We start from the raw sequence: 25761 nt of genomic DNA, 5'->3' as shown, positions 1-25761 counted from the left end.
CCCGGTCAGACTGCGGCCGCGTCTCCGGCACCGCGCGTGGCCGGAACGGCACACTCCGCAGGGTCCCCGGCCGGGTGCGCCGCGGCGGCCGCGCGGGCGCGTCGGCGGGCCAGGGGGGTGGCCAGTGCGGTCAGCGCCAGGAACGCGGCGATGGTCAGCAGAACGATCGTCGCACCGGGGGGCACGTCCTGGTAGTACGACGTGATCGTGCCGCTGATCGTCACGGTCACGCCGATCGCCACGGCGATCGCGAAGGTCGCCGCGAAACTCCGGCTGAGCTGCTGCGCCGCGGCAACCGGCACGACCATCAGCGCGCTCACCAGCAGGAGGCCGACGACCCGCATCGCCACGGTGACGGTGACCGCCGCCGTGACCGCGGTGAGCAGGTTCAGCGCGCGGACCGGCAGGCCCGTGACGCGGGCGAACTCCTCGTCCTGGCTGACCGCGAACAGCTGGCGGCGCAGCCCCAGGGTGACCAGGACCACGAACGCGGCCAGCAGACAGATCGCCGTCACGTCCGACTGCGACACCGTCGACAGCGAGCCGAACAGATACGAGGTGAGGTTGGCGTTGGAGCCGCCCGGCGCGAGGTTGATGAACATCACGCCGCCCGCCATACCGCCGTAGAAGAGCATCGCGAGGGCGATGTCGCCGCGGGTCCTGCCGTACCAGCGGATCAGCTCCATCAGGACCGAGCCGAGCACGGAGACGGCCGTCGCCATCCACACGGGAGACCAGGAGAGCAGGAAGCCGAGGCCGACACCGGTCATGGCCACGTGCCCGATGCCGTCGCCCATCAGGGCCTGACGGCGCTGGACCAGGTAGATACCCACCGCGGGGGCCGTGACGCCGACCAGGACGGCGGCGAGCAGTGCCCGCTGCATGAAGGCGTAGTTCAGGAAGTCCATCAGCTCAGCAGTCCCGTACGGATCGATTCGGTGCCCGCCGGCGCGTGCGGGTGGACGTGGTCGTGGCCGGGCAGCGCGTGCTGGCCGACCGCGTGCGGGGGCGGGCCGTCGTGCAGGACACAGCCGTCGCGCAGGACGACCGCCCGGTCGATCAAGGGCTCCAGCGGGCCCAGTTCGTGCAGGACCAGCAGGACGGTCGTGCCCGACGCCACCTGTTCCCTGAGCGTCCGGGCGAGGATCTCCTGGCTGGCCAGGTCGACGCCCGCCATCGGCTCGTCCATGATCAGCAGCTCGGGTTCGGCGACCAGGGCGCGGGCGATCAGCACCCGCTGGTGCTGGCCGCCGGAGAGGGCGTTCACGGAGTCCTTGGCCCGGTCGGCCATGCCGACCAGCTCCAGCGCCCGGCGCACGGCCGCGTGGTCGGCGCGGCGGAAGACGCCGAAGCGCGTGCGGGACAGCCGGCCCGAGGACACGATCTCGGTGACCGTCGCCGGGACGCCGCCCGCGGCGGTGGTGCGCTGCGGTACGTAGCCGACGCGCGACCAGTCGCGGAAGCGGCCGCGCGGGATGCCGAACAGCTCGATCTCGCCGTCGCTGATCGGCACCTGGCCGATGACGCCGCGGATCGCGGTCGACTTGCCGGAGCCGTTCGCGCCGAGCAGGGCGACGACCTCGCCGCGGCGCACGGTGAGGTCGATGCCGCGCAGGACGGGACGCGCACCCAGCTCGGCGCGAACGCCGCGCATCGATATGACGGCCTCGCTCGTGACGTCCATGTCGTCCATCTCGCCCTCCGTACCGGTCACTTGGCACCCAGGGCCGTCTGCAGGGCCTTGAGGTTCGCTTCCTGGACCGTGAAGTAGTCCTTGCCGCGCGACTTGTCCGTTATGCCCTCGACCGGGTCGAGGACGTCGGTCTTCAACCGTGCGTCCCGCGCGATGGTCTTAGCGGTCTCGTCGCTGACGAGCGTCTCGTAGAAGACGGTGGTCACGCCGTCGGCCTCGGCCAGCTTCTCCAGGTCCCTGACGCGCGCGGCGCTGGGCTCCGACTCGGGGTCGAGGCCGTTGATGGCCTCCTCGGTGAGGCCGTAGCGCTCGGCGAGGTAGCCGAAGGCGGCGTGGGTGGTGAGGAAGACCTTGGTCCTCGTGTGTGCGAGGCCGTCCTTGAACTCGGTGTCGAGGGCGTCGAGCTTCTCGACCAGGGCCGCGGTGTTCTTCCTGTAGTCCGCCGCGTGGTCCGGGTCCGCCTTCTCGAAGGCCTTGCCGACGCCCTCGGCGACCTGGGCGTAGCGCACCGGGTCGAGCCAGATGTGCGGGTCCTTGCCGCCGGACTCCTCGCCGTCGTGGGTGTCGTGCTCGGCCGCGTGGCCGCCGACCTCGTTGCCGTGCTCCTCCAGCGTGGTCAGGGAGGCGGCGTCGATCTTCGTCCTGATCTCGGACTGGGCCACGGCGTCGTCGACGGAGGGCTGGAGGTTCTTGAGGTACAGCACCGCGTCGGACTCCTGGAGCTGCGCGGTCTGCCGGGCGCTGATCTCCAGGTCGTGCGGTTCCTGGCCGGGCTGGGTGAGACTGGTGACATGGACGTGGTCGCCGCCGATCCGCTCGGCGAGGAAGGCCATCGGGTAGAACGACGCGACGACGTCGAACTTGTCCGTATTGCCCGCGGCGGCGGTGTCGGTGGAGCAGGCGGAGAGGGCTGTGATCCCCAGTGCTGCCGCGGTGGCCGCGGGTATGAGGCGTCGTCGTACGTTCATGACAGTCATTTTCAACGAAGATGGAAACCGTTGTCAACAAGCCTCGTGAGGGGCCCGAAGGGCATACCGATTTGGCCGAGGGGGAGCCCGCGCCGGTAACCTGAAGCATTCGCTGGAAGCATCTCGCTTCGTCGCCCGTCGTCGTAATGAAGAGAGCACCGTGGCCGCCGACAAGATCGACACCATCGTCAGCCTGAGCAAGCGCCGTGGCTTCGTATTCCCCTGTAGTGAGATCTACGGCGGCCAGAAGGCCGCCTGGGACTACGGACCGCTGGGTGTCGAGCTCAAGGAGAACATCAAGCGTCAGTGGTGGCGCTACATGGTGACGTCGCGCGAGGACGTGGTCGGTCTCGACTCGTCCGTGATCCTGGCCCCCGAGGTCTGGGTCGCCTCCGGTCACGTCGCCACCTTCACGGACCCGCTGACCGAGTGCACCGCGTGTCACAAGCGGTTCCGCGCCGACCACCTGGAGGAGGCGTACGAGGCCAAGCACGGCCGCCTCCCGGAGAACGGCCTGGCCGACGTCAACTGCCCGAACTGCGGCAACAAGGGCCAGTTCACCGAGCCCAAGCAGTTCTCGGGCCTGCTGTCCACCCACCTTGGCCCGACGCAGGACTCCGGCTCCGTCGCCTACCTGCGCCCCGAGACCGCCCAGGGCATCTTCACCAACTTCGCCCAGGTGCAGACCACCTCGCGCCGCAAGCCGCCGTTCGGCATCGCGCAGATGGGCAAGTCCTTCCGCAACGAGATCACGCCCGGCAACTTCATCTTCCGCACCCGCGAGTTCGAGCAGATGGAGATGGAGTTCTTCGTCAAGCCGGGCGAGGACGAGAAGTGGCAGGAGTACTGGATGGAGCAGCGCTGGAGCTGGTACACCGGCCTGGGTCTCCGTGAGGAGAACATGCGCTGGTACGAGCACCCCCAGGAGAAGCTCTCCCACTACTCCAAGCGCACCGCCGACATCGAGTACCGCTTCAACTTCGGCGGCAACGAGTGGGGCGAGCTGGAGGGTGTCGCCAACCGCACCGACTACGACCTCACCGCGCACTCCAAGGCCTCCGGCCAGGACCTCGCCTACTACGACCAGGAGGCCCAGGAGCGCTGGACGCCGTACGTCATCGAGCCCGCGGCCGGTGTCGGCCGCGCGATGCTGGCGTTCCTGCTCGACGCCTACGTCGAGGACGAGGCCCCCAACGCCAAGGGCAAGATGGAGAAGCGCACGGTGCTGCGCCTCGACCACCGCCTGGCCCCGGTGAAGGTCGCGGTGCTCCCGCTGTCCCGCAACCCGGAGCTGTCCCCCAAGGCCAAGGGTCTCGCCCAGGCGCTGCGTCAGCACTGGAACATCGAGTTCGACGACGCCGGTGCGATCGGCCGCCGCTACCGCCGCCAGGACGAGATCGGCACGCCGTACTGCGTCACCGTGGACTTCGACACGCTCGAGGACAACGCGGTGACGGTGCGCGAACGCGACTCGATGAAGCAGGAGCGGGTGTCGCTGGACCAGATCGAGGGCTACCTCGCCGGGCGTCTGCTGGGCGCCTAGGCGCGGCACCTTCGAACGCCGGGGTGGGCCGGAACGATCGGCCCACCCCGGCGTTCGTCTTGCTCAACTCCCTTGCAGCGCCTTGACGTTGTCGCCGAACGTCCAGTTCTTCGAGCCGTCCCGGTTGACCGACCACGTCATCAGGCCCTTGCGCGAGGTGCCGTGGTGCCGCCAGGCCTGGGAGACCAGGGGCGGTGACATGTAGCCGCCGCCCGCGCCGGACTGCACGGGTAGGCCCGGGACCTGCTTGTCGTACGGCACCTTGATCGTGGTGCCCTGGACCACCGGGCGGGCGCCGAGGAGGGCGTCTTCACCACCCCGGACCCGGCGGCCACGGCCCGGGCGGTCTTCCACGCCACGGGCCGCTTCCACGACCCCGCCTACGCACGGGAGTGGCGACAGCCGCAGATCGAAACGGAGTTGGAGGCGGTGCTGGACCTGCTGCTCCGGCGGCTGAGGGCGGGCTGGTGCTGTGACCGGAAAGGTTCACCGGCTCGCGACGCCCGGCACGGCACCTCGCGGCGTTGTCGCGTCACCCGAGTACATCCAGTACGCGGGTGACGCTCCGCCTTGCGATGCACCGCACCGGACGCCGCGAGCTTCCCGGCAAACCTTCCCGGCCACAGCACTAGGCACAGGCCGTGCAGGTCCAGAAGTCGCGCATCAGGGGTGTCGGCGTCGGGTTTCGCATCGCCACCTGGGTGAGCAGGATCGTGATCGTTCCCGTGGGCGGGATCAGGTGGGCCGTCGTGCCGGTGCCGCCCACCCAGCCGTAGCGGCCGGGGACCGTCCAGGGGGCGGTCGGGGTGACGTCGACCGCGCCGCCGTAGCCCCAGCCCTGGCCCTCCAGGAACAGGGCGCCGATCTCGCGCTGGGCCGCCGTCAGGTGGTTCGTGGTCATGCGGCTCACCGATGTGGGGGACAGGAGACGGCGGCCGTTCGCCTCGCCGGCCGACAGCAGCAGGCGGGCGAACTTCAGCCAGTCGTCCGCCGTCGAGGCCAGGCCACCGCCGCCCGACGGGAAGCGTGGCACGTTGCTGAAGTTGCCGTCCGGGGTGTCCGCCAGGGTCAGGGTGCCGCTTTCACCGACTGCGTAGGACGAGGTGAAGCGGGTCCTTTTCGCTGCCGGGACCTCGAACGCCGTGTCCGTCATCCCGAGCGGCTCGAAGATCCGTTCCGCCATGAAGTCGGGGAGCGTGCCGCCCGAGACGCGGGCCACCAGGATGCCCTGGAGGTCCGAGCACGTCTGGTACAGCCAGGCCTCGCCCGGCTGGTACAGCAGCGGCACCCGCGCCAGCTCCCGCAGCCAGGTGTCCGGGTCCGGGTACGCCTGCGGGGCGCGGCCGTCCTTCTGCACCTCGAACAGCGCCCCCACCGCGGGCAACGCGAAGTCGGACGGGAAGCCCCAGCCCGCCCGCGAACTCAGCAGGTCCTCCACGGTGATCGGCCGGGCCGCCGGGACCACGTCGTCCGCGGGGCCGGCCGGGCTGCGGACCACCACCGGCTTCGCGAGTTCGGGCAGCCAGGTGTCCACCGGGTCCTCCAGACCGATCCGCCCGTCCTCGACCAGCATCAGCACCGCCGCGGCCGTGATCGGCTTGGTGATCGAGGCGATCCGGAAGATCGAGTCCCGGGCCATCGGGGCGGAGCCCTCGGCGTCCACCGAGCCGACGGCCACCACCTCGATGTCATCGCCCCGGGCCACCAGGCCCACGGCCCCGGGCACCGTGCCGTCCTCGACGTGGCGTCGCAGCAGGTCGTGCAGTGCGGTCATGGTCCGGTCCTCCGGTGGTCGCTGTCACGGTCGTACATACGACTCCCGCCGCCCCGCCAAGTCGTCGGTGCTCAGCGGGACGTCGGCGACTCCGTCGGGTCCACCGTCGCCTGGTGCGCCTCGGCGAGATGTTCCTCCGCCTTCAGCCACGGGAGGAACTGCGCACCCTGCCGCCAGCCGCACGTGTCACACATGATCGTGCGCTGGATGCCCGTGCGCTGCACCCTGACCACGTGTTCGCGGCCGTGCTGGTCCCACCGGCTGACCTTGCTCGTGTTGATCTGCAGCATGACGCCTCCAGCGTCCGTCCGCGTCCGTCCACAGGGAGAGGTTCCGGATGATGCAGCCAGAAGTGTGCAGCAGGACCAACATCAACAGGGTGTCCTTCATCGCGAGTTGGCCAAGCCGTGTCCTGGCTCACGCCACCTTGTGCGGCAGCCGCAGGCTGAGCAGACCGGTCAGGACCACACCGCCCAACTGGACCAGCAGCGTTGTCACCAGCGCGTCCCTCATCCCCAGGGACGGAACCAGGGACAGGAACAGGGTGCCCAGCGTCGCCACGCCCAGCGCGAGCGCCGCCTGCTGTGTGGTGACCATCACGCCGCTGCCGACGCCGCCCCGGGCGTGCGGCACCTCGGACATGATCAGGCGCATGAGGACCGGGAGTTGGAGCGCCTGCCCGGTACCGGCGACCGCGACCCCCGGCAGCAGTTCCACGATGCCCAGGTGTGGCCAGTCCCGCCAGGCGGCCAGGGCGATCAGTCCCACGCCCACGCCCTGCACCACCGAGCCCGCGGTCACCACGCGGGTGCCGTAGCGGGCGACGAGCCGCGGTCCCGCGAGCGAGGCGAAGAAGAAGGCGATCGCCATGGGGGCCAGGGCAAGGCCCGCGGGCACCGGACCGAGCCCCGCGCCGCTCTGCAACGCCACCGCGATCACGAACATGAAGCCGCTGAAGCCGATGGAGAACGGCACGATCAGCACCAGGCCCCTGCGCAGCGAGGGCAGTGCCAGCAGGCTCGGCGGCACCAGCGGCGTACGGCCGGCCCGGTCCTCGTGGCGCTCCACGGCGTAGAACGCCCAGGCCGCGAACGGGAACGCGGCCAGCGACAGCCACGTCCACGGCGCCCAGTGGGCGGCGCGGCCCTCGGTGAGCGGGGCGAGCAGCGTGAGCAGGGAGACGGCGAGCAGGGCCGTGCCGGCGCCGTCGACCGGCTCGGGGTGGTGCGAGCGGGTCTCCGGGACGGCGCGGGCGGCCAGCACCAGGCCGATCACCACGACGGGCACGTTGACGAGGAACACCGCGCGCCAGCCGGTGCCCGCGATGTCCGCGGCGACCAGGACGCCGCCGAGGATCTGGCCGGCCACCATGGACAGGCCCGCGGTCGCGCCGTACAGGCTCATGGCCTTGGCACGGCGCGAGCCCGTGGTGGACGCCTGGATGGTGGCGAGCACCTGCGGCAGCATCGCGGCGGCCGAGGCGCCCTGCGCGACCCGCGCCGCGACCAGGCTCCAGGCGTCGGGCGCGAGCCCGCAGGCCAGCGAGGTCAGGCCGAACGCGGCCATGCCGCCGAGGAACAGCCGGCGCCGGCCGAAGAGGTCGCCGAGCCGGCCGCCGAGGACGAGCAGCACGGCGTACGCGAGCCCGTACCCGGCGACGACCAGTTCGAGGACGGCCTCGCCGGCGGCGAGGTCCTTGCCTATCGTGGGCAGGGCGACGTTGACGATGAAGAAGTCGACAAGAGGAAGAGCCGCGGCCAGCAGGACGGTGAAGAGTCCGAGGCCGCCGAGTGACGGTGGCGCGGCCGGGGACCGGACGGTCGAGGCGGTGACGGTTTCGGTCATGATCCTGAGCCTGCGCCTCGGCTCAGACTGGTACCAGAGTTTCCTTATCCTGGTAGAGGAACTACCTGGCAACAGGCTCCGTCCGGCGGCAGGCTGGAGGCATGACGACCACGGCCCAGGAAACGGCCGCTCCGGCGGTACGGGGTTCCGACATCCGGCGGCACGAGCTGGCCGCGTTCCTGCGAAGCCGCCGCGAGCGGATCACACCGGAGCAGGTGGGGCTGCCGCGCGGAGCGCGCCGCCGCACACCGGGCCTGCGTCGCGAGGAGGTCGCGCACCTCTCCGCGGTCGGCGTCACCTGGTACACGTGGCTCGAGCAGGCCCGTGACATCCAGGTCTCCGTCCAGGTCCTCGACGCGCTGGCCCGCACCCTGATGCTGGACGCCAGCGAGCGCGCCCATCTCTTCCAGCTGGCCGGGGCCGTCGACCCCACGCCTGCCTCGAACTGCTCCGGGGTCACCCCGGCCCAGTTCGAACTGCTGCGCCAGCTGGAGCCGGTCCCCGCCTGCATCCAGAACAGCAAGTACGACATCCTCGCCTACAACCGCACCTACGCCCGCCTCATGGGCGACCTGGACGCCGTGCCGCCGGAGGACCGCAACAGCCTGCTCCTCGTCTACACCAACGTCGAGTGGCGCGCGTCGATCGTCCACCTCGACGAGACCATGCGCCTGATGGCCGCCAAGCTGCGCGCCTCGATGGCCGGTCACCTCGGCGAGCCGGGCTGGAAGATGCTGGTCAAGCGACTGAAGGAATCGTCGGCCGAGTTCCGCGCGCACTGGGAGCGGTACGAGGTGGTCGGCACCCGCTCCAAGACCAAGCAGTTCCTCAACCCGTATGTCGGCCTGATCACCGTGGACCACACCGACCTGTGGCTGACGCCGCAGTCGGGGGCGCGGATGGTGACGTACGTGCCGAGCGACGCCCAGTCCCGGGAGCGCCTGGAGAAGCTCTACGATCTGGTACGAGCGACCGGTCCCACCCAGGGGCGCGGGGCTGCGTAGATCGTGCGGCTCCGCCGCGTGGGCGCGCACAACCACGACGGGCCGTCGGCTAGGAGTGCTCCACAGCCCCCACGACGTGCCGCATCTCAGGCGACTCCAGCTTCTCGGCCGTCCGCTCGGCAGTCCTACGCGCCCAACGCCCACTGGTCAACCCGCCAAGGACAAGCACGGCGACTCCGCACGCCGTCAGGATCCACCAGCCCGGCCGCGCCGCCGAGACGAACGCGTCCTTGTACGGCGATACGCCCACTCCGGACGCCAGCACCGCGCCGATCACCGCGACGCCCAGCGTCTGCCCCAGCTGCCTGCTGGTCGAGGCGACCGCCGCGGCCACGCCGGCCTGCGCACGCGGCATGCCAGACACCGCCGTGTTGGTGATCGGCGCGTTCACGAAGCCGAAGCCGACGCCGAACAGGACGTACCCGGCGAAGAGCGTGACGTCCGAGGTCTCCGCCTCGAACGCGGCGAACAGCAGCCCGCTCGTGGTCATGGCGAGCCCCGCGACCAGCAGCGGCAGCCGCGGGCCCCGGCTGCCGACCAGCCGTCCGGACAGCGGCGCACACAGGAACGTGAGCGCGGCCATCGGCAGCATCCACAGGCCCGCGTGCAGGGCGTCGAGCCCGCGCACGTTCTGCAGATAGAGCGTCGACAGGAAGAGGAAGCCGCCGAGCGCGGCGAACGCGCTGATCGCGATCACCGTGGCGCCGCTGAACGGGGCCGACCGGAAGAAGCGCAGGTCGATGAGGGGTTCGGGGCGCCGGGGTTCGTAGGCGAGCAGGCCCAGCAGAGCGAGGAGGGCGACCACCGCGAAGGGCGTCACCGTGCCGGCGCCCGCGGAGGGGGCCTCGATGATCGCGTACGTGAGCGAGCCGAACAGGGCGATCACCAGGATCTGGCCGACCGGGTCCGGGCGGCGGGCCCGGGGTGCGCGGGACTCGGGGACGTACCGCAGGGTGAGCAGCAGCGCGGCCAGGCCCACCGGCAGGTTCACCCAGAAGATCGAGCGCCAGCCGACCGACTCCACCAGCAGGCCGCCGACCAGCGGGCCGGCGGCCATGGATATGCCGAGGACCGCGCCCCACGCGCCGATGGCACGGGCGCGTTCGCGCGGGTCGGTGAAGGTGTTGGTGATGATCGACATGGCGACCGGGTTGAGCATCGAGCCGCCGACCGCCTGGACCATCCGGAACGCGATCAGCGATTCCAGGTTCGGGGCGAGGGAGCACAGCAGCGAGCCGAGCGAGAAGACGATCAGGCCGGCCATGAAGACCCGCTTGCGGCCGATCCGGTCGGCCGTGGAGCCCGCGAGCATCAGGAGCGAGGCCAGCACCAGCGTGTACGCGTCGATCGTCCACTGCAGTCCGGCGGTGGTGGCGTGCAGTTCACGCTGCATCGAGGGGAGCGCGACGTTCAGGACGGTGTTGTCGAGGCTCACGATCAGCAGGCTCATGCAGCAGATGGCGAGGACGAGCATTCGTCGGCGGGGGCTGAGCTCGGGCATGGCCCCATGGTACGCAGAGTTCAATAGTGCGTCTAACTAATGACTGTTACAAGATCACTGCTCATGCGGGACAATGGGCCAATGCCCACGCCCGTGTCCCCCTTGCAGATCGGCCCGCACGCCGTCCAGCCGCCCGTGATCCTCGCCCCGATGGCCGGGATCACCAACGCGCCCTTCCGCACCCTGTGCAGGGAGTTCAGCGGGGGCAAGGGCCTGTTCGTGAGCGAGATGATCACGACCCGGGCGCTGGTCGAGCGCAACGAGAAGACCATGCAGCTGATCCACTTCGACGCGACCGAGAAGCCGCGCTCGATCCAGCTGTACGGCGTCGACCCGGCGACCGTCGGCAAGGCCGTCCGCATGATCGCGGAGGAGGACCTCGCCGACCACATCGACCTGAACTTCGGCTGCCCGGTGCCGAAGGTGACGCGCAAGGGCGGCGGCTCGGCGCTGCCGTACAAGAGGAACCTGCTGCGCGCGATCCTGCGGGAAGCCGTGAGCGGGGCCGGTGACCTCCCGGTGACGATGAAGATGCGCAAGGGCATCGACGACGACCACATGACGTACCTCGACGCGGGCCGGATCGCGGTCGAGGAGGGCGTGACGGCCATCGCGCTGCACGGACGGACGGCCGCGCAGCACTACGGCGGCACGGCGGACTGGGACGCCATCGCCCGGCTCAAGGAACACGTGCCGGAGATCCCCGTGCTCGGCAACGGCGACATCTGGTCGGCGCAGGACGCGCTGCGGATGGTGCGGGAGACGGGCTGCGACGGAGTGGTCGTGGGGCGCGGGTGCCTGGGCCGGCCGTGGCTGTTCGCGGACCTGGTCGCGGCGTTCGAGGGGCGTGACGACGCCATCCTGCGGCCGACGCTGCGGGAGGCGGCCGACGTCATGGTCCGGCACGCGACGCTGCTCGGGGAGTGGATCGGCGACGAGGCGCGGGGTGTCATCGACTTCCGCAAGCACGTGGCCTGGTACCTGAAGGGCTTCGCGGTCGGCTCGGAGATGCGCAAGCGACTCGCGATCACGTCGTCGCTGGCGGAACTCCGGGCGGGGCTGGACGAGCTGGACCTGGACCAGGCGTGGCCGACGGGAGCCGACGGTCCCCGTGGCCGCACGTCCGGCAACAACCGGGTGGTGCTGCCGGACGGTTGGCTGAAGGACCCGTACGACTGTGCAGGGGTGGGGGAGGACGCCGAACTCGACACCTCCGGTGGCTGAACCTCCGGCGTCAGTTCGTCTTCGGGTGTGATGTCGAGCCGTACGCCGTCAGGAAGCGGTCCCGGAAGGAACTCATCTTCCACACCGGCGCGTTGTGGGCCGGGCGCAGGCCGTCCGTCCAGTGCCAGTCGGCGATCTTGTCGAGCACCTTGGGGTCCTTCGCCACGATCGAGATCGGTACGTCGCGGCTGGCGTGGTTGCCGCTGACACGGGCGATGGGCTGATGGTCGCCGAGCAAGACGAGGACCGTGTCGTCGGTGCCGTAGCGCTCCAGCCACTGGGTGAGGGCGGTCACCGAGTACTGGATCGACTTGCCGTACTCCTCGCGGGACTTGGTGGTGTCCGCGATGACGTCGGCCGGCTTGGCGCCCGCCGCCTGGATGCCCTTGAAGACCGAGCCGTCGCCCAGCTCGTCCCAGTCGACCATCTTCGGGATCGGCGCCCACGGCTGGTGACTCGACGTCAGGATCACGAACGACATCAGATCCTTGCCGTCGGCGCGCTTCTTTCCGTGCACCCGCTGCTGGAACTGCTCGAGGGCGTACTGGTCCGGCATCGTCGACCAGCTGAACTTCGGGCCCTGGTAGCCGAGTTGGAAGGCGTTGTAGACCTTGTCGAGGCCGTAGTACGACGCCTCGGGCCACCCCTTCTGCACACCCGGCATCACCCCGACCGTGTCCCAGGCGCCGGTCTTCCGGAAGGCCTCCGTCAGACTCATGTGGTCGCTCGCCATCACCGTGCGGTAGCGCTGCTGATTGCTGATCCACAGGCCCGACATGGTCGTCGAGTGGCCGAGCCAGCTGCTGCCGCCGTAGGTCGCCGACGTCAGCCACCCGCTCTTCGCGTGGAAGCCGGCCTCGGCGAGCGCCCGGGTGTCGGCGGCGAGCGTGCTGTCGACTCCCGGCGCCATGATCGGGTCCTCGACGGCACTGCGGCCGTAGCTCTCGATGAACGTGAACACCACGTCCTTGCCGCGCAGATCGGGCAGCAGCTGGTCGGGGGGCGTGTTCCCGAAGGCGTCGACCTTGGCGACCTTCTCGAACTCCGCCTCGTCCTTGAGGGTGTCGGAGATCCGGCGGGCCTGGATCTCCAGGCCGGACACGGTGCGGTCGGACGCGAGCGGCACGCCGGCGATCTGCAGACCGAACGCCGAGCAGGTGATCCAGGCGACCCCGGCGATCAGCGTGCCCCGGGTGGCCCTGCCGCTGTGCCGGGCCAGGAGGTTGCTCAGCCGGACCGTGGACAGGGCGAGCAGCACGAAGAGGAGGAGGACGAGGGCGACGACACCGGCGGTCGCCGCGAGGGTGGCCGTCCGGCCCAGGGAGTCCTCCAGGTACGACTCGGCGTCGGCGAGCAGACTCCAGTCGAGGACGGGGTTGAAGCCGCGGCCGAGGTACTGGACGAAGCCCATGTCGAGCACGTTCAGCACGGTGAACGCCCCGAGCGCGACACCGGCGACGGCGGCCACGACGATCCGCGGCCGACGCGGCAGCGCCAGCGCCACGGCCGCCCCGATGACCGCCTCCCCGGGAATCCGCATGAACCTCACGAGCCGCAGCGCGACGACGTTGTTCGGCAACAGGAGCGCGGCGAGCACGAGGAGCGCGGCGAGGACGGTGACGGTGAGGGACAGTGTGACGGCAGCCCGGGGGTGAGCCTCCCGCCACTGCGCCCGCCGCCGACGGAGACGGGCGCGCAGGGTGGGGCGGGGTGTCGGGGCCGCACGGCCGGAGGCGGCTTCCACGGCATCGGCGGAATCTCCGGCACCGGTGACTTCGGCCTCGGGCGGAGCACCGTCCGGGGCGTCGGCCTCGGCCTCGGCCTCGGCCGGGGCGCCCGCGGAGCCGCCGTCGTCGGACGCTCTCCGAGGTTTGCCGAGCGCCCCCCGCGATGTCGGCGAAGCCCCAGGCGGCACCGCTTCGGGACTCCCGTCGTCGGTCGGTATTTCGCGGATGCTCGTGTCCTGAGACAACCCGGGGGTCCTTCCGTGCGTGGCCCGTGGAGGGGACGGCGGGCGGACGTCGGGAACGTCACTGCCCGCCGTCATCCTGTACGGGCTGTCCACGGCCCTCGTTCACGCCCCCCGGCAAACACCGGGCAAACCTCTCGACGGCTTCTCGCGCGTGGTCAGCCCGTCAAGGGCCGCCACCGCTCCTCCCGCACGGGGTCGATCCTGCTGAGCCACACCAGCGTCCCACCGATCAGGCCCGGCTTGTCCCGGGTGGCCAGGTCCGGCGCTTCGAGCATGTCGGCAGCCTCTTCCAGGTAGGTGACCTGGGTGTCGAGTTCGTCGCCGGGGGCTTCGTCGTAACGGGACCAGCTGCCCAGGTAGCCGGTCGCGGCATCCAGGTACAGGCCCGAGGTGCTGTCAGCCGGGCCCAGGGCGACGACCGGAATCCAGGTCGGCTTCCATACGGTGATCCGCTCGTCTTCGGGGCGGTTGGCGTTGAGCGTGTCCTGGTTGGCCCGGGAGTCCATCTTCAGCCGGTAGGCGGCGGCCACGGCGTCCAGGGTCATCAGAGCCCGGTTGCCGGGCAGGCATCCCCCGCCGTCGGCCCCGTCGTCGCCCGCTGTCAGCAGCCACAGGACGCGCAGCCCGAGGGGTATCCGAACGCCGAGGTCCTCTTCCAGAGCGGCGATGGCGGCGGAACTGGCGCCTGCGCGGAGCGCGGCGCAGGAGTCGGGGGCGTTGCTCTGGAGCCGGCGGGCGATGCGGTGCCAGGCGTCGGCGATCTCCCGAACGGTGACCGCGGCAGCGGCGGTGTCGACAGGCTGGTCCTGGTCTCGGCCCTGCTCTCGGTCCTGATTCTGGTCATGCGCGGCGGCCGAGGGCTCCGTGGAGTCGACTGGTCTCAGGAAGCGAATCCGGATCCGGTCGGGCTCGCGGACGTAGCCGACGGACAGGTCGGGGCAGTCCTCGAACAGGTCGCCGTCGGCCATCACGGTGAGGACGCCGTGCAGTCCCGAGGGCCGACCCATGTCCGGGTCGTCGGCCAACCGACCGGCCAGGACCTTCAGCGCGTAGGGGACGCCGGCCCCCAACTGGACGGCGGTGGCGCGTACGTCCGGGGGGACTTCGATGTGCACGGCCTGGTACTCCTTGCCGGTTGGATACAGGAAGCCGGTCGGTGTTTCACGGGTGCTTCTTCCCGCCGATGACCGCTGCCGCAAGGGCCCCCGCCACACAGCCGAGGAGCAGCACGGCGACAGCGACGAGAGTGGGGTTGACGAACGCGGGAACCAGGTCGTGATCGGCATTGCACCTGTTGTGCAGCGGAAACCAGCGCGACGGCTCGCGCCAGTGCTCCGCCCGGTAGGCGTCGTCGTAGCGGATGCCACGCAGCGCGCAGGACTCTCCGACGTCGAGGCCACCGGAGAAGGCCCCGATGATCCAGGTGAAGAAGCCGACGGCCGCCAGGACGAACGAGGGAAAGAACCACCAGACGGGCCGTACCCACCGGTGGGTACGCAGGCCGCGCGCGGTCTGCCAGACGCTCAGTACGAGCACGGCCAGAACGAGCGGGGGCAGACCGGCGACGGCCAATGCCGAGAGAGCGTCCACTGACGACCGGGTCCCTTCGTTCAATTGCGGACCGCGCGAGCCCGGGTGGCCTCCGGTACTTCCCGCGGTTCGCTTCTTACGTCGCCCGCAGGCACCCCCCGGTTCCCCTGCGGACCGCGTTGGTGACGCTGTCGTTCACAGGGCGACCTCCGCCCACACCGTCTTGCACGGGCGGGGCCCCTGTACGACACCCCAGCGGTCCGCCAGTGCGTCGAGGAGCACGAGACCGCGGCCCGACTCGGCGCCGGGTGCGCGCCGTTGGACACGGGGCAGGGCGTCGCCGCGGGTGTCGGTGACCTCGATGCGAAGGGTGCGGCCGACGACATGGAGCGTGAGCCGCACGCTACGGCCCGCGACACGGCCGTGCGTGACGGCGTTGGCGGCGAGCTCGGCCACGATGAGGTCCGCCGGGTCCGACGGAAGCCCCCAGGACCGCAGTTGCTCGACACCGAGGAGGCGGGCGAGACGAGCGCCTCGCGGAGTGGGGGACAGCAGCACCGTGAAGTTGCGGATGCGGGTGCTCAAGTCGATCTGGGAGGTGGAGATTTGCTGGTTCACGTCACTCAGCGTGGCCGCCTCTGCTTACCGTGAACAGTGACGAGCGGGTTGCGTACGGTGACTGTCCTGGCGTTGTCCAGCGATGTCCACCGTGTCCGGCAGCGGAGGGGCGCGTGATGGCGACGGACGTGGAGATCGTGAACGTGGCGGACGAGCCGGGGTGGGAGGTGGACCCGGACGACGAGTGGGGCGTCGCCGTCATCGCCATGGTGGGACGGCAGTTGAAGCTGCGGCGTGAGCAGGCGGGGATGCGGGCGGCCGACCTCGGAAAGGCCGTTGGGTACGGCGAGGACATGATCTACAAGATCGAGAGCGGGAAGCGGATTCCCCAGCCCGCGTTTCTGGACACGGCGGACGAGGCGCTGAGGGCGGGGGGCCTCCTCGCAGCGATGAAGGAGGACGTGGACAAGGTCCGGTACCCGAAGAAGGTGCGGGATCTGGCGGACCTGGAGGCCAAAGCGGTGGAGCTTCAGCTCTACGATCCACTGAACATCCACGGGCTGCTCCAGACGCCGGAGTACGCGCGGGCGCTGTTGTTGATGCGACGGCCCGCCTACACCGAGGCCGAGGTGGAGCGGTTCATTGCCGCGCGCATGGCACGTAAGTCGGTCTTCGAGCGGGACCCGGTCCCTGAACTCGGCTTCGTCCTGGAGGAGTGGACGCTGCGGCGCCCGCTGGGAGGCCGGACGCTGCTCCGTCGTCAACTGGAGTATCTGCTGGAGGCCGCGCAGTTGCGGAACGTTGAGCTTCAGGTGATGCCGACGGACCGCGAGGAGCACGCGGGACTCGCAGGCGGCATCGAGCTGCTGAAGTTCAAGGACGGCTCGGCCACGGGGCGTTCACCGGTGGTGGGCAACGGCCGCCCGCTTCACGAGCCGAGGCAACTCCATGTCCTTGAACTGCGGTATGGCATCATCCGGGCTCAGGCCCTCACACCACGTGAGTCGACTGCCTTTGTCCAAGAACTGCTGGGGGAGACATGACCCGCAACGCCTCCGCCGAGGAAACCTCCCACCTGGTGTGGCGCAAGAGCAGCTACAGCAGCAGTAGCGAGGGCGACTCCTGCGTCGAGATCGCGATAGCCCCCCGTACGGTCCACATCCGGGACTCCAAGTCCGTCACCGAGGGCCCCCGGCTCGCCGTCACCCCATCCGCCTGGGCGGACTTCGTGACGTACGCCGCCGAGGGCTGACCGGTCCGGGCTACGCCCCCCCACCGCCGTCAGCAACGCCGGCGGTGCCGCCGCCGAGCGGGACTCGCGGACGCATGCGTGCGGGTACGGCACCGGTTCCGGGTGGGTGTCGCGGCCGTAGCCGGCCACCACCTCCGGCAAGCGGTGCCCGGTCGCCGTCGCCGCGTCCACCAGGGCGTGCGCGACCGTGCGTGCCTCGTCGTGCAGGCCGTAACGCGCCAGACCCAGCGTGATCAGCGCGTTGTCGTGCGGCCAGACCGAGCCGCGGTCGTAGGAGAGCGGGTGGTAGGCCGGTTGGCCCGATGCCAGCGTGCGGACGCCCCAGCCCGAGAAGAAGTCCGGCTCCAGGAGGCGTCGGCCGACCACCTCGCCGTACTCCTTGTCCAGCAGCCCCGACCACAGCGGATGCCCCGCGTCCGACGCCGGCGCGTCGACCTGGCGGCCGTCGCCGTCCAGGGCCAGCGCCGGGAAGGAGTGCTCCCGCATCCAGAAGTCCCGCTGGAAGCGGCCGCGGAGGTCGGCGGCCGCCTGTTCCAGCAGCGCCCGCGTGCGTGGTGTCCTCCCACACCGTGCGCGCCAGCCACGCCGTGCGGCGCAGCGCGTCGTACGCGTAGCCCTGGGCCCCCGCCGCCATCACCGGGCCGCTTGCGCGGGTGCCGTCGGCCGAGCAGATGGCGCCGGGGGAGTCCTTGAGCAGATGATGCCCGTCCGTCATCCCCGGTCCCCTCCCTTGCCGGTCCTGGCGAAGTCACCCGTGTCGAACGTGCCGGCGCCCGCGCGGGACACGCCGTGTCCGGGGTGCTCCTGGAGCAGATCCAGCGCGAGCGCGGCGGTCCAGCTGAAGCCGGTGGTGCCGCAGGCCTCGCCGGTGTACGGGTCGACGTACTCCGCGAAGTCGGTGCCGTCGGCCCGCTCCAGCACCGACTCCCGCAGGTCGTCGGCCAGTTGACGCTCCCCGTGCAGCCGCAGCCCGCGCTCCAGCAGCCAACTGGTGTTGAACCAGGCCGGCCCGCGCCAGTACCGGTGCGGGTCGAACGCCTCGCCGAGGAGGTCGTAGCTGGGGACGAGGCGGGTGGTGTCGCCCAGGCCGAAGTGCGGCCCACGCACCGTACGGACCAGCGCGGCGACGATGTCCCTCGGCAGCCCCGGAAGGAGGAGCGGGGTCAGGCCGGAGACGCTGCGCTCCGGGATCAGGCCCCCGCCGCGCACGTCACGGCAGAAGAACATCCCCGCCGCCGGGTCCCACAGCCGCTCCACCAGCGCCGCGGTGAGGCGTTCCGCGCGCGCGTGCCGGGCCGTGCCGGTCGCACCGAGCTCGTGCGCGATCTCGGCCAGCGCGTGCTCCGAGGCGATGAGGAGCGCGTTGAAGGAGGGGTCCTCCACCGCGAAATCGCCCTCCCCGTCGGCGTACCGACCGTCCCGGTAGTCCGTCGCCAGTCGCACGTACCGCCCGTAGTCCAGATCCGTAGGCCGGTCCTCGGGGGCGCCGTGGGCGAGGTCGGCGCGGCGGAAGGAGCGGGCCGGGGCGGGCGTGACGCGGGAGAGGGGGGCGTCCCAGCAGGGGCTGTTGTCCATACCCTGTTCCCAGGGATGGACGACCGACGTCAGTCCGCCGCCGCCCAGGTCCCGCCGGTGCAGCAGATAGCGGTGCCAGGCGGCCAGCCGGGGGAGGACCCCGGCCAGGAAGCCGCGGGCTCGCGACAGACCCGGGTCGGCGCGGTGCACCAGCCAGGCCGCCAGCGCGTGCACCGGTGGCTGCACGATGCCGGAGGTCTGTGCGGTGCGCGGGGCGCCCGCAGCGCGCCCCGCGGTCGAGGAGCGCCAGAAGTCGGGGCTCGGGAAATAGGCGTCGAGAGGTACGGAGGGGTTGAAGACGATGTGCGGGACGCGCCCGTCGGCCCACTGGGCGGCCAGCAGCGTCTCCAGCTCCGTCTGCGCCCGCAGCGGGGACAGATGGCGCAGCCCGATCGCGATGAACGCCGAGTCCCAGGACCACTGGTGCGGATACAGGCTCCGCGAGGGCACGGTGGACGTGCCGGTCCAGTTGCCCTCCAGCACCTGCGCGGCCCTGACGTGCAGCGACCGCGGTGTGCGCGGCGGATCGTATACGACCCCGTACTCCGCGCGGTGGGCTGTGAGCTGGGCACTGCGATCCACTCGGGGCTCCCCGAAGACGTCCGGCCGATCAGGTTCGGCTGTAGCTAGCGTAGGGTTACGTCTATTTAACACGCAAAACTCAATATGTAATGCAGGCTTGAGAAACACAAGGGGGTGCGCATGGCTGGACGGCCCGGCAGGACCGGCAGAGGCGGCAGTCAGACCGGCGCCGGCGATCTGCTCGAACTCGTGCGCAGCGGGCGGGCGACGACACGCGGCGCGCTCCAGCAGGCCACGGGCCTGTCGCGGGCTACCGTCGGCCAGCGTCTCGACCGGCTGTTCCGGGCGGGCTGGCTGCGCGAGGGCGCGGGCGGTCCGGTCGACTCCCCACGCGGCGGACGCCCCTCCATCACCCTCGAGTTCGACGGCTCCCACGCGGTGGTCCTCGCCGCCGACCTCGACACCCGGCACGCCCGCGCGGCCGTGCTCACCCTCACCGGCGAGCTGCTCGCGGAGCACTCGGGCACGCTGGTCGTCGAGGACGGCCCGGAGTCCGTCCTCGGTGAACTCGGCCGCTGGTTCGGCGAGTTGCTGGAGAAAGCCGGGCACCGGGCGGAGGAGGTGTGCGGGATCGGGCTCGCGGTGCCGGGCCCCGTCGACAGCGAGACCGGCCGCGTCGTCCAGCCGCCGATCATGCCCGGCTGGGACGGCTACGACATACGCGGCCGCCTCTCCCGCGCCCTCCCCGAACACACCGGCGCGAGCACCGTCCCCGTGCTCGTGGACAACGACGCAAACCTTATGGCGTACGGCGAACAGCGCACCGGACACCGGGACTGCTCGGCCTTCGTCCTGGTCAAGGTGTCGACGGGCATCGGCGCCGGAGTGGTGGTCGACGGCTCGATCTACCGCGGCATCGACGGCGGCGCCGGGGACATCGGGCACATCCGCGTCGGCGCGGAGGCGCTGTGCCGGTGCGGTTCGTACGGTTGTCTCGCCGCGGTCGCGAGTGGTGGCGCCGTGGCCCGGAGGCTTGCGGGGGCGGGGGTGCCGGCGGCCTCCGGCTCGGACGTACGGGACCTGCTGGCGGCCGGGCACCCGGAGGCGACGGCGCTCGCACGGGAGGCCGGACGCCAGGTCGGTGACGTCCTGGCCACCGTCGTCACCCTGCTCAACCCCGGTGTCCTGATGATCGCCGGAGATCTGGCCGGAACCCCCTTCCTCACCGGTGTGCGCGAGCTGCTCTATCAGCGGGCGCTGCCGCGCTCCACCGCTCATCTGGACGTCGTGACCTCGCAGCTCGGCGAGCGGGCGGCACTGGTGGGCGCGGGCGCGCTGGTCGTGGAGCACTTGTACGCGCCGGATCGGGCGGAGGAGCGGCTGGCGGCGCTCGGTGTGTGACGTGGCGTGCGCGGGCCGTTCCGGACGTGACGCCCCGTAGACGGGCGGTTCCGGACCGTCGTATGTCGGGGATGTTTCCCGTCCGTTTTCGTGTCCGCATGGTGAAATCCAGCCGTCCTTGAGGCGTGATTCACGCCACCCTTGATAAGGGTTCCGCTCAGATGAGCGGATCTTGGGCGACTGCACTTCTCCAAGGGGTGGCACTGGGTGCCACCCCTTGATCGTTCATCGATCGAAATCAGACGTGCGGTAAGGGTGCTCATCTGAGCGAAATTAAGCCCTTCTGGGCCAGATGCGTTCAAGAAGTGAAAACGTCAGCCACCCGGAGCTTGCCAAGCTTTGACTTCCGATCCGGTGGATGGCGGCTGGTTGCGCGCGGATGACGCGTGAGTGGACGTACCCAGATGCCTTCGATCTGGGTATGTTCCTGCACGTCAGGGCAGCCACCGAGTCCTCGAGGAGTCGAGACCCGTGTCGGAAATCAAAGAACCCCACGTAGTGAAGTTCGTTTACGACTTCACCGAGGGCAACAAGGACCTCAAGGACCTCCTCGGCGGTAAGGGTGCGAACCTCGCCGAGATGACGAACCTGGGCCTTCCCGTCCCTCCGGGCTTCACGATCACCACTGAGGCCTGCAAGGTCTACCTCGACAGTGGCGAGGAGCCGGCGGCACTGCGTGACGAGGTGAGTGCGCACCTCGACGCGCTGGAGCAGCGCATGGGCAAGAAGCTCGGCCAGGCCGACAACCCCCTCCTCGTCTCCGTCCGTTCCGGGGCGAAGTTCTCCATGCCCGGCATGATGGACACCGTCCTGAACATCGGCCTCTCTGACAAGTCGGTGCAGGGGCTGGCCAAGCAGGCCGGTGACGAGCGGTTCGCCTGGGACTCGTACCGCCGCCTGATCCAGATGTTCGGCAAGACCGTGCTCGGCGTCGACGGCGACCTCTTCGAGGACGCGCTCGACAAGGCCAAGGAGACCAAGAAGGTCACGGTCGACACCGAGCTGGAGGCCGCTGACCTGAAGAAGCTGGTCACCACCTTCAAGAAGATCGTCAAGAAGGAGGCCGGCCGGGACTTCCCGCAGGACCCGCGCGAGCAGATGGACCTCGCGATCCACGCGGTCTTCGACTCCTGGAACACCGACCGCGCCAAGCTCTACCGCCGTCAGGAGCGCATCCCGCACGACCTCGGCACCGCCGTCAACGTCTGCTCGATGGTCTTCGGCAACCTCGGCCCCGACTCCGGCACGGGCGTCGCCTTCACCCGCGACCCCGCCTCCGGCCACCAGGGCGTCTACGGCGACTACCTGCAGAACGCCCAGGGCGAGGACGTGGTCGCGGGCATCCGCAACACCGTTGCGCTCGCGGAGCTGGAGAAGATCGACAAGAAGTCGTACGACCAGCTCATGCAGATCATGGAGACCCTGGAGAACCACTACAAGGATCTCTGCGACATCGAGTTCACCATCGAGCGCGGGCAGTTGTGGATGCTGCAGACGCGCGTCGGCAAGCGCACGGCGGGAGCGGCCTTCCGCATCGCGACTCAGCTGGTGGACCAGGGCCTCATCGACGAGACCGAGGCGCTCCAGCGCGTCACCGGCGCCCAGCTGGCCCAGCTGATGTTCCCGCGCTTCGACGAGCACGCCAAGACCGAGCAGGTCGGCCGGGGCATCGCGGCCTCGCCGGGCGCGGCGGTCGGCAAGGCGGTCTTCGACTCGTACACCGCGGTGAAGTGGTCCCGTTCGGGCGAGAAGGTCATCCTGGTCCGCCGGGAGACGAACCCCGACGACCTCGACGGCATGATCGCGGCCGAGGGCATCCTGACCTCGCGCGGCGGCAAGACCTCCCACGCGGCCGTGGTCGCGCGCGGCATGGGCAAGACCTGTGTCTGCGGCGCGGAGGAGCTGGAGGTCGACACCAAGCGGCGCCGGATGGTCGTGCCGGGCGGTCACGTGGTCGAGGAGGGCGACGTGATCTCCATCGACGGCTCGACCGGCAAGGTCTACCTGGGCGAGGTCCCGGTGGTCCCCTCCCCGGTGGTCGAGTACTTCGAGGGCCGGATGCACGCGGGCGCCGACGACGCCGACGAGCTGGTCGAGGCCGTCCACCGCATCATGGCCTTCGCGGACCGCAAGCGCCGCCTGCGGGTGCGCGCCAACGCGGACAACGCCGAGGACGCGCTGCGCGCCCGTCGCTTCGGCGCCCAGGGCATCGGTCTGTGCCGTACGGAGCACATGTTCCTCGGTGACCGCCGCGAGCTGGTGGAGCGCCTCATCCTGGCCGACACGGAGGCGGAGCGCGAGGAGTCCCTGAAGGAGCTGCTGCCGCTCCAGAAGCAGGACTTCGTGGAGCTGTTCGAGGCCATGGACGGCCTGCCGGTCACGATCCGTCTCCTCGACCCGCCGCTGCACGAGTTCCTCCCGGACATCACCGAGCTGTCGGTGCGCGTCGCGCTGGCGGAGGCGCGGAAGGACCCGAACGAGAACGACCTGCGCCTGCTCCAGGCGGTGCACCGCCTGCACGAGGCCAACCCGATGCTGGGCCTGCGAGGCGTGCGTCTCGGCCTGGTCATCCCCGGTCTGTTCACGATGCAGGTCCGGGCGATCGCGGAGGCCGCGGCCGAGCGCAAGGCGGCCAAGGGCGACCCGCGCGCCGAGATCATGATCCCGCTCGTCGGCACCGTCCAGGAGCTGGAGATCGTCCGCGAGGAGGCCGACGAGGTCATCGCGGAGGTCCAGGCGGCGACGGGTGCGGAGCTGAAGCTGGCGATCGGCACGATGATCGAGCTGCCGCGCGCCGCGCTGACGGCGGGCCAGATCGCGGAGGCGGCGGAGTTCTTCAGCTTCGGCACGAACGACCTCACGCAGACGGTATGGGGCTTCAGCCGGGACGACGTGGAGGCCTCGTTCTTCACGGCGTACCTGGAGAAGGGCATCTTCGGGGTGTCGCCCTTCGAGACGATCGACAAGGACGGCGTCGGCTCGCTGGTGAAGGCGGCGGCTGCGGCGGGCCGCGAGACCCGCCCCGACCTGAAGCTCGGCGTCTGCGGCGAGCACGGCGGCGACCCGGAGTCGGTCCACTTCTTCCACGAGGTCGGACTGGACTACGTCTCCTGCTCCCCGTTCCGCATCCCGGTGGCCCGCCTCGAGGCCGGCCGCGCGGCGACGCAGTCGACGGGCAGCGACCACCGCTGACCACCTCCGGAGACCCGGCCGCGACGCTGGGCCTCCCCCGACCCCGGAGCCGTCGTCGGTCCCCGACCCTCAGACCGATCGGCGACGGCTCCGGCACACCAAGAAGAAGGGGCGGCACCCTGTGCGGGGGTGCCGCCCCTTCCTGCATCGGTGAGCCACGGTCGTCCTGTTCGGACGATGCGCACAGCTCCGCGCCGAGCCCCTGGCCACGCGCATGGGAGGCCAGCCTTTTGACCTGCGACATCTATGACCTGCGCGGAGGCGGTGGGATTTGAACCCACGGTGACGTCGCTGCCACGACGGTTTTCAAGAGCGTCGCGATGTCATGACCGATACCCACTCTGAGCTGCGCCAATGCACCAATCGGCCCCACCTGCCAGCACTTTGGCCCACACATGGCCCACAGCCACCCAAGTCGAGCACATCATGGCGAAGTCACCGGCGGTGGCAGCGCCGGCCGCGGTCGCGGCCCGCGCGGAGGGGCCGAGTTCGTCGATGAGGTGCTTGAGCGTCTCGGGGGCCGCGTGAGTTGTCGATGACGACCTAGTAGCCGCTCATAAGCGCAGCACGGGCGAGTTGGCTGCCGACCTTGCCGACGTCGATAATGCCGATGACTGTCATGGCAGGTACCTCAGTGTTCTGGTGAGACGATTGCGTTGTCGGCCGGCGTGGCCCGCCCGCGCCTGGAGCTCAAGTAGGCCGCGGTGAGCAGCGAGGCGCCGGCGAGCACGCCGACGATCACGTCCACCGCGTTCTTCATTCCCGGCAGGAGTTGGCCGCGGGCCGGAGTCGCCGGGGCGTTGAGGACGGCGGAGGTCACGGCCAGCACCACGACCGCGCCGGCCTGGAGGCTTGTGTTGAGCAGCCCTGAGGCCAGGCCCTGCTCATGGTCGGCGACTCCGGCGGTCGCCTGGACGTTGAGGGACGCGAAGGCCAGGCTGAAGCCGATCCCGAACAGGAGCATGGTCGGAAGCAGGAACTCCGCGTACGGCATCGACGGAGTGGTCCGCAGGAACAGGGCGTAGCCCGCGGCGCAGCACACCAGCCCAGCGAGGATGCCTGCCTTGGTGCCGAGCCGCTCGATGACCGGGCCTAGGCGGGGAGCCACGAGGATCACGACTACACCGGCCGGGAGGAAGGCCAGTGCCGTGCCGATCGGCGACCAGCCGAGGGCGTCTTGTACGTACAGGGTGGCGGTGAACTGGAAAGCGACGAAGCCGCCGGAAAGCGCGAAGCCGGCCAGGTTGGCGTGGACGAGCGTGGGGCTGCGCAGGATGCCCAGGCGAACCAGCGGATGGTCGTGGCGCAACTCGATCACGGTGAAGGCGGCCATCGACGCGGCGCTGACCGCCAGCAGCCCGATGGTCGGCACGCTGGCCCAGCCCCGAGCCGGCGCTTCGACGACCGCGTAGACCAGCACGAGCAGGGAGCCGGTCGCGGTGAGGGCGCCGCCCAGGTCGAACTGGGCCAGCCGGACGCGCGCGGCCCCGGCCCTCGGGATCACCTTCCAGCCGATGGCCACGAAGACCAAGGCGACCGGTCCGGGGAGCAGGAGCGTGGCCCGCCACCCGACTTCGGTCAGCAGGCCGCCGATGACCAGTCCCAACGAGTACCCACTGGCACTGCAGAGGGTGTAGATCCCGAACGCCCGGTTGCGGGGCCGGCCTTCGGCGAAGGTGGTGGTCAGGATGGACAGGCCGGCGGGAACCGTGAAGGCTGCCGCTACGCCCTTGACGAAGCGGAGGGCGATGATCGCGAACTGGTCGCTCAGGCCCGCACTCACGATCGAGGCCACGCCGTAGACGGTGACCGCGGCCAGGAACACATTCCGTCGGTTCACCAGGTCCGCAGTCCGGCCACCGAGCAACAGCAGGCCGGCAAAGCCGAGGACGTAGCCGCTGACGATCCACTGCAGCGAGCTGGCCCCGAGATGCAGGGAATGGCCGATGGACGGCAGGGCAACCCCGATGATCGAGGTGTCGAGGCCGTCAAGGAAAAGAGCACCGCAGACCGCGACGAGCAGCAGCCAGACGGCCGGCGTCCAGTTGAGGTCGCGTACAACGGTTGGGGCACGTGTGACCGGGACCGCGTCAGGCGGCCGGGTCTGGGAGGAGGTCATGGGCGGTCCGGGGAGCGGTGCCGTTTCTGGCCGGTTCCCCTTCCCCTTTCGAGTGAGGTGTGCGCGGGTTTCCCGCACGCGGGCCAAC

General features: G+C 70.4%; 21 protein-coding genes and 2 pseudogenes. 8 read left to right on the top strand and 15 right to left on the bottom strand.

Annotated elements, in window-relative coordinates; genetic code table 11:
- Positions 1-5: 5 nt before the first annotated feature.
- From IEZ19_RS12170 to IEZ19_RS12160, 3 genes are read right to left on the bottom strand one after another with little or no spacing between them, the layout of a single operon-like run.
- Entirely contained in the window at positions 6-908 is a 903-nt protein-coding gene (locus IEZ19_RS12170; protein WP_189311150.1) for a metal ABC transporter permease, read from the bottom strand.
- Positions 908-1693 carry a metal ABC transporter ATP-binding protein gene (locus tag IEZ19_RS12165; protein WP_229840239.1) on the bottom strand — a complete coding sequence of 262 codons (786 nt, stop codon included), beginning with the start codon at positions 1691-1693 and terminating at the stop codon, positions 908-910. The genes IEZ19_RS12170 and IEZ19_RS12165 overlap by 1 nt, the downstream gene beginning before the upstream one ends.
- A gap of 17 nt (positions 1694-1710) precedes the next feature.
- Complete coding sequence (locus IEZ19_RS12160) at positions 1711-2661, bottom strand: metal ABC transporter substrate-binding protein (protein WP_189311149.1); 951 nt, start codon at positions 2659-2661, stop codon at positions 1711-1713.
- Between the two features lie 160 nt (positions 2662-2821).
- Between IEZ19_RS12160 and IEZ19_RS12155 the strand changes: the two genes are divergently transcribed.
- Positions 2822-4204 (top strand): glycine--tRNA ligase, encoded by a 1383-nt coding sequence (locus IEZ19_RS12155; protein ID WP_189311148.1) that lies wholly within the window; start codon positions 2822-2824, stop codon positions 4202-4204.
- A gap of 63 nt (positions 4205-4267) precedes the next feature.
- Here the strand turns inward: IEZ19_RS12155 and IEZ19_RS12150 are convergent.
- A pseudogene (locus IEZ19_RS12150) lies at positions 4268-4489 on the bottom strand (chitinase); the annotation flags it as partial.
- Here IEZ19_RS12150 and IEZ19_RS53435 point away from each other — a divergent pair.
- Positions 4448-4765 (top strand): hypothetical protein, encoded by a 318-nt coding sequence (locus IEZ19_RS53435; protein WP_189311268.1) that lies wholly within the window; start codon positions 4448-4450, stop codon positions 4763-4765. The pseudogene IEZ19_RS12150 and the gene IEZ19_RS53435 sit on opposite strands and share 42 nt — an antisense overlap.
- 67 nt (positions 4766-4832) lie before the next feature.
- On the opposite strand, the gene IEZ19_RS12140 is transcribed toward IEZ19_RS53435, so the two are convergent.
- The 3 genes from IEZ19_RS12140 to IEZ19_RS12130 all read right to left on the bottom strand — a co-directional run bounded on the left by IEZ19_RS12140 (position 4833) and on the right by IEZ19_RS12130 (position 7823).
- Positions 4833-5978: a serine hydrolase domain-containing protein gene (locus tag IEZ19_RS12140; protein ID WP_189311147.1), complete on the bottom strand. Its 1146-nt coding sequence runs from the start codon at positions 5976-5978 to the stop codon at positions 4833-4835.
- 71 nt (positions 5979-6049) lie between these two features.
- Complete coding sequence (locus tag IEZ19_RS12135) at positions 6050-6268, bottom strand: hypothetical protein (protein WP_189311146.1); 219 nt, start codon at positions 6266-6268, stop codon at positions 6050-6052.
- A 127-nt stretch (positions 6269-6395) separates the two neighbouring features.
- Positions 6396-7823, bottom strand: coding sequence for an MFS transporter (locus IEZ19_RS12130; protein ID WP_189311145.1), 1428 nt, complete (start codon positions 7821-7823; stop codon positions 6396-6398).
- 101 nt (positions 7824-7924) lie between these two features.
- Between IEZ19_RS12130 and IEZ19_RS12125 the strand changes: the two genes are divergently transcribed.
- Positions 7925-8827, top strand: coding sequence for a helix-turn-helix transcriptional regulator (locus IEZ19_RS12125; RefSeq protein WP_189311144.1), 903 nt, complete (start codon positions 7925-7927; stop codon positions 8825-8827).
- A gap of 49 nt (positions 8828-8876) precedes the next feature.
- Here IEZ19_RS12125 and IEZ19_RS12120 read toward each other — a convergent pair whose 3' ends face one another.
- Complete coding sequence (locus tag IEZ19_RS12120; protein ID WP_189311143.1) at positions 8877-10328, bottom strand: MFS transporter; 1452 nt, start codon at positions 10326-10328, stop codon at positions 8877-8879.
- Positions 10329-10409: 81 nt separating this feature from the next.
- On the opposite strand from IEZ19_RS12120, the gene dusB reads away from it, so the two are divergent.
- Positions 10410-11552, top strand: a complete 1143-nt coding sequence (gene dusB / locus IEZ19_RS12115; RefSeq protein ID WP_189311142.1) for a tRNA dihydrouridine synthase DusB — start codon at positions 10410-10412, stop codon at positions 11550-11552.
- Between the two features lie 10 nt (positions 11553-11562).
- On the opposite strand, the gene IEZ19_RS12110 is transcribed toward dusB, so the two are convergent.
- The 4 genes from IEZ19_RS12110 to IEZ19_RS12095 all read right to left on the bottom strand — a co-directional run bounded on the left by IEZ19_RS12110 (position 11563) and on the right by IEZ19_RS12095 (position 15672).
- Complete coding sequence (locus tag IEZ19_RS12110; protein ID WP_373296955.1) at positions 11563-13524, bottom strand: alkaline phosphatase family protein; 1962 nt, start codon at positions 13522-13524, stop codon at positions 11563-11565.
- Between the two features lie 155 nt (positions 13525-13679).
- Entirely contained in the window at positions 13680-14639 is a 960-nt protein-coding gene (locus IEZ19_RS12105; RefSeq protein WP_189311141.1) for an SMI1/KNR4 family protein, read from the bottom strand.
- A gap of 46 nt (positions 14640-14685) precedes the next feature.
- Positions 14686-15114 (bottom strand): hypothetical protein, encoded by a 429-nt coding sequence (locus IEZ19_RS12100; protein WP_189311140.1) that lies wholly within the window; start codon positions 15112-15114, stop codon positions 14686-14688.
- A gap of 135 nt (positions 15115-15249) precedes the next feature.
- Entirely contained in the window at positions 15250-15672 is a 423-nt protein-coding gene (locus IEZ19_RS12095) for an ATP-binding protein (RefSeq protein ID WP_189311139.1), read from the bottom strand.
- 116 nt (positions 15673-15788) lie between these two features.
- Here IEZ19_RS12095 and IEZ19_RS12090 point away from each other — a divergent pair, with 116 nt between their 5' ends.
- Both IEZ19_RS12090 and IEZ19_RS12085 read left to right on the top strand, forming a co-directional pair.
- On the top strand, positions 15789-16655 hold the full coding sequence (locus IEZ19_RS12090) for a helix-turn-helix domain-containing protein (RefSeq protein WP_189311138.1): 867 nt from the start codon (positions 15789-15791) through the stop codon (positions 16653-16655).
- On the top strand, positions 16652-16864 hold the full coding sequence (locus IEZ19_RS12085) for a DUF397 domain-containing protein (RefSeq protein WP_189311266.1): 213 nt from the start codon (positions 16652-16654) through the stop codon (positions 16862-16864). The genes IEZ19_RS12090 and IEZ19_RS12085 overlap by 4 nt, the downstream gene beginning before the upstream one ends.
- 15 nt (positions 16865-16879) lie before the next feature.
- Here the strand turns inward: IEZ19_RS12085 and IEZ19_RS12080 are convergent.
- Together IEZ19_RS12080 and IEZ19_RS12075 are read right to left on the bottom strand one after the other, a co-directional pair.
- A pseudogene (locus IEZ19_RS12080) lies at positions 16880-17555 on the bottom strand (amylo-alpha-1,6-glucosidase); the annotation flags it as partial.
- 20 nt (positions 17556-17575) lie between these two features.
- Entirely contained in the window at positions 17576-19021 is a 1446-nt protein-coding gene (locus tag IEZ19_RS12075; RefSeq protein WP_189311137.1) for an MGH1-like glycoside hydrolase domain-containing protein, read from the bottom strand.
- A gap of 120 nt (positions 19022-19141) precedes the next feature.
- Here IEZ19_RS12075 and IEZ19_RS12070 point away from each other — a divergent pair, with 120 nt between their 5' ends.
- Both IEZ19_RS12070 and ppdK read left to right on the top strand, forming a co-directional pair.
- Positions 19142-20362: an ROK family protein gene (locus IEZ19_RS12070; protein ID WP_189311136.1), complete on the top strand. Its 1221-nt coding sequence runs from the start codon at positions 19142-19144 to the stop codon at positions 20360-20362.
- Between the two features lie 471 nt (positions 20363-20833).
- Entirely contained in the window at positions 20834-23554 is a 2721-nt protein-coding gene (gene ppdK, locus IEZ19_RS12065) for a pyruvate, phosphate dikinase (RefSeq protein WP_189311135.1), read from the top strand.
- A gap of 631 nt (positions 23555-24185) precedes the next feature.
- Here ppdK and IEZ19_RS12060 read toward each other — a convergent pair.
- Complete coding sequence (locus IEZ19_RS12060) at positions 24186-25673, bottom strand: MFS transporter (RefSeq protein ID WP_229840237.1); 1488 nt, start codon at positions 25671-25673, stop codon at positions 24186-24188.
- Between the last annotated feature and the right edge of the window lie 88 nt (positions 25674-25761).

It is taken from the genome of Streptomyces brasiliensis, assembly GCF_014647875.1.
Lineage (GTDB): Bacteria > Actinomycetota > Actinomycetes > Streptomycetales > Streptomycetaceae > Streptomyces > Streptomyces brasiliensis.
This window is presented reverse-complemented; position numbering and strand designations above follow the sequence as displayed.

Excerpts from the sequence above, each read along its gene's own strand:
- IEZ19_RS12135 (WP_189311146.1), bottom strand. The coding sequence starts at position 6,268 with ATGCTGCAGATCAACACGAGCAAGGTCAGCCGGTGGGACCAGCACGGC.
- IEZ19_RS12140 (WP_189311147.1), bottom strand. The coding sequence starts at position 5,978 with ATGACCGCACTGCACGACCTGCTGCGACGCCACGTCGAGGACGGCACG.
- IEZ19_RS12130 (WP_189311145.1), bottom strand. The coding sequence starts at position 7,823 with ATGACCGAAACCGTCACCGCCTCGACCGTCCGGTCCCCGGCCGCGCCA.
- IEZ19_RS12125 (WP_189311144.1), top strand. The coding sequence starts at position 7,925 with ATGACGACCACGGCCCAGGAAACGGCCGCTCCGGCGGTACGGGGTTCC.
- IEZ19_RS12160 (WP_189311149.1), bottom strand. The coding sequence starts at position 2,661 with ATGAACGTACGACGACGCCTCATACCCGCGGCCACCGCGGCAGCACTG.
- IEZ19_RS12170 (WP_189311150.1), bottom strand. The coding sequence starts at position 908 with ATGGACTTCCTGAACTACGCCTTCATGCAGCGGGCACTGCTCGCCGCC.
- IEZ19_RS12060 (WP_229840237.1), bottom strand. The coding sequence starts at position 25,673 with ATGACCTCCTCCCAGACCCGGCCGCCTGACGCGGTCCCGGTCACACGT.
- IEZ19_RS12085 (WP_189311266.1), top strand. The coding sequence starts at position 16,652 with ATGACCCGCAACGCCTCCGCCGAGGAAACCTCCCACCTGGTGTGGCGC.
- IEZ19_RS12165 (WP_229840239.1), bottom strand. The coding sequence starts at position 1,693 with ATGGACGACATGGACGTCACGAGCGAGGCCGTCATATCGATGCGCGGC.
- IEZ19_RS12070 (WP_189311136.1), top strand. The coding sequence starts at position 19,142 with ATGGCTGGACGGCCCGGCAGGACCGGCAGAGGCGGCAGTCAGACCGGC.
- IEZ19_RS12090 (WP_189311138.1), top strand. The coding sequence starts at position 15,789 with ATGGCGACGGACGTGGAGATCGTGAACGTGGCGGACGAGCCGGGGTGG.
- IEZ19_RS12120 (WP_189311143.1), bottom strand. The coding sequence starts at position 10,328 with ATGCCCGAGCTCAGCCCCCGCCGACGAATGCTCGTCCTCGCCATCTGC.
- dusB (WP_189311142.1), top strand. The coding sequence starts at position 10,410 with ATGCCCACGCCCGTGTCCCCCTTGCAGATCGGCCCGCACGCCGTCCAG.